General features: G+C 68.2%; 3 protein-coding genes. All 3 read right to left on the bottom strand.

The annotated features are described in order from the left end of the window. The coding region (gene tatA / locus VGS97_RS04380) for a Sec-independent protein translocase subunit TatA (RefSeq protein ID WP_326851882.1) at positions 1–182 on the bottom strand (182 nt) is incomplete at its 3' end. A gap of 61 nt (positions 183–243) precedes the next feature. Beyond that, positions 244–1,287, bottom strand: a complete 1,044-nt coding sequence (locus VGS97_RS04375) for a MazG family protein (protein ID WP_326851881.1) — start codon at positions 1,285–1,287, stop codon at positions 244–246. 42 nt (positions 1,288–1,329) lie between these two features. Further along, positions 1,330–3,223 (bottom strand): transcription-repair coupling factor (mfd, locus tag VGS97_RS04370; protein WP_326851880.1); only part of this gene is annotated, 1,894 nt, incomplete at its 5' end.

Here is a 3,223-nt window from a genome sequence, read left to right as displayed (position 1 = left end):
GACTTCGGCTGGGCGTCCACCTGGCCCTCGCCGTCCTTGGCCGCCGCCTTCATCTCCGACTTGAAGATGCGCAGCGACTGGCCGACCGAACGCGCGGCGTCCGGGAGCTTGCGCGAGCCGAACAGCAGCACGACCAGCGCGACGATGATGACGATGTGCCAGCCCTCAAGCCCACGCAGCATGGTCCAACTCCTACAAGCGTCAATACGGCCGGAACGTTCCGTTCCGGTACACGCTTTCAGACTAACCTGCCACCCCGGCATCCCGGGAGGCCTCACGCGCCACGATCTGATCGCGCAGGCCACGGGCCGCTGTACGCAGCGCCTTCTCGGGATCGACACCGAGGGACCTGGCATGCGCGGCCACGGAGAGCAGTAACTTTCCGATACCGTCCGCGTCCTTGGCGTGATCGGCGGCTTCGGGCGGCAGCGCCAGCAGGTCGAGCGGAACGTCGCTGTTGCGGGCGCGTTTGAGCAGCTTGTGGGTCAGCATGAGCGCGGGCAGGTTGAGCGGGACGCCCTCGACAGCCGACGTACGGCCCTTCTCGGCGGCCTTGATCTTGTCCCAGTTGGCCTCCACGTCGGCGGCGGTATCCGCCTTCACGTCGGCGAAGACGTGCGGGTGCCTGCCGATCAGCTTCTTCGCGATGCCCTCGGCGACTTCGTCGATGGTGAACGGATCGCTGGGGTGCTCCTGAGCGATGCGCGAGTGGAAGGCCACCTGCAACAGGACGTCGCCGAGTTCCTCACGCAGCGCGTCACGGCCCGGGCCCGGCTCGTCGTAACCGCCGTCCTCGATCGTCTCGACCGTCTCGTACGCCTCTTCGATCAGGTACTCCATGAGCGATTCGTGCGTCTGTTCGGCGTCCCACGGGCACCCGCCGGGCGAGCGGAGCCGGTCCATCACCGCGACCAGGTCGAGGACCTTCGCGCCGGGCAGGTCGTAGCTGCCGGGCAGCAGTTCGAGTTCGATGTCCGAGCCGTCCGCCAGCAGTTCGCCGAGCGCCTGGGCCAGCGCGCCGTCACCGTCCGGCGCCGCGATCCACACCACGGTCACGCCCACCTCGGCCTGGCCGACCAGGTCCCGGGCGATCTCGTACGCGGCGGCCTCACCGTCGAAAACGATGATCTGCACGTCAGCGTCGTCCAGGTACGGCAGCACCGGATGGTCCGGCGAGCCGGTGTGCACAACGGCTTCGGCGCCGGTCATCAGCCGCCAGGCGGCGGCCGAGACCAGGCCGGGCGCGACGCGCGGAGAGAACGGGACGAGAACGATCCTGCCAGCCATGCGACAACCCTAACGGGCTCGTTGCGATGCCCATGTCGACGGCTACATCGACAGCACGCCGTCGATCAGCGCGCGGCACCAGGCGAGCAGTTCGAGGCCGGTGACCGGTTGGCCGCCGATCCGCTGCGTCATCGGTTTGGGTACCAGGATCGTGTGCGTCGGCGCCTTGTTGAGCGACTTGGGGTAGACCCGCTGCAAACGCATGACCTGCGACTCGCGCAGATCGACCGGCGCGAACTTGATGTAGTTGCCCTGCATCGCGATCTCGGTCAGCCCGGCGGCTCGCGCGTGCGCACGGAAGAGCGCAACCGCGAGCAGGTTGCCGACCGGGACCGGGAGTTGGCCGTAACGGTCGACCAGTTCGTCGTGTACCTCGGTGACGCCAGCGGTGTCGGTGATCGAGGCGATACGCTTGTAGGCCTCCAGACGAAGCCGCTCGTCCGGTACCCAGTCGTGCGGGATATGTGCGTCGATCGGCAGGTCTACACGCACGTCGACCGACTCGGGCTCGATGCGTCCCTCGGCCTGCGCGCGGTACTCGGCGACGGCCTCGCCGACCATCCGCACGTAAAGGTCGAAGCCGACGCCCTCAATATGCCCGGACTGCTCGCCACCGAGCAGGTTGCCCGCGCCGCGGATCTCCAGGTCCTTCATCGCGACGTACATGCCCGCACCGAGGTCCGTGTGCTGCGCGATGGTCGCCAGGCGTTCGTGCGCGGTCTCGGTCAGCGGCTTCTCGGGCGGGTAGAGGAAGTACGAGTACGCACGCTCACGGCCGCGCCCGACCCGGCCGCGCAGCTGGTGCAGCTGGGACAGGCCGAAGACGTCCGCGCGCTCCACGATCAGCGTGTTGGCGTTGGAGATGTCGATGCCGGACTCGACGATCGTGGTGCACACCAGCACGTCGAACTCGCGGTTCCAGAAGTCGACGATGAGCCGTTCGAGGGTGTGCTCGTTCATCTGGCCGTGCGCGATGGCGATGCGGGCTTCGGGAACGAGTTCCTGGAGCCGCGCGGCGGCCCGGTTGATCGACTCGACCCGGTTGTGGATGTAGAAGACCTGGCCCTCGCGCAGCAGCTCGCGGCGGATCGCGGCGGCGATCTGCTTCTCGTCGTACGCGCCGACGAAGGTGAGCACCGGGTGCCGCTCCTCGGGCGGGGTCTGGATGGTGGACATCTCGCGGATACCGGTGACCGCCATCTCCAGCGTGCGCGGGATCGGCGTCGCGGACATGGTCAGCACGTCCACGTTGGCGCGCATCTGCTTGAGGTACTCCTTGTGCTCGACCCCGAAGCGCTGCTCCTCGTCCACGATCACCAGGCCGAGATCCTTGAACCTCGCCTCCTTGGAGAAGAGCCGGTGCGTGCCGATGACGATGTCCACGCTGCCGTCGGCCATGCCGCGCAGTACCTCCACGGCCTCCTTGTCGGTCTGGAAGCGCGAGAGGGCCTTGATGTTGACGGGGAACTGCATGTAGCGCTCGGCGAAGGTCGAGAAGTGCTGCTGGACCAGCAGCGTGGTGGGCACCAGCAGCGCCACCTGCTTGCCGTCCTGCACCGCCTTGAACGCGGCGCGGACCGCGACCTCGGTCTTGCCGAACCCGACGTCGCCGCAGACGAGCCGGTCCATCGGCCGCGGCGCCTCCATGTCCCGCTTCACGTCCTCGATGGCCTGCGCCTGGTCGGGCGTCTCCTCGAACGGGAAGGCCTCCTCGATCTCGCGCTGCCACGGCGTGTCGGGCGGGAAGGCGTGCCCCTCGCTCACGAGCCGCCGCCGGTACAAGACGATGAGCTCCTGGGCGATCTCGCGCGTCGCGGCGCGCACGCGGGACTTGGTGCGCTCGAAGTCGGCGCCGCCCATCTTGTGCAGCGTGGGCGTCTCGCCGCCGGTGTAGCGCCGCACCACGCCGACCTGGTCGGTCGGGACGTAGAGCTTG

Origin of the sequence: Actinocrinis sp. (genome assembly GCF_035946395.1) — a bacterium.
In the GTDB taxonomy this organism is placed as follows: Bacteria; Actinomycetota; Actinomycetes; order Streptomycetales; family Catenulisporaceae; genus Actinocrinis.
This window is presented reverse-complemented; position numbering and strand designations above follow the sequence as displayed.

What these genes read in the sequence shown, in the direction of transcription:
- VGS97_RS04375 (WP_326851881.1), bottom strand. Translation starts at nt 1,287, where the DNA reads ATGGCTGGCAGGATCGTTCTCGTCCCGTTCTCTCCGCGCGTCGCGCCC.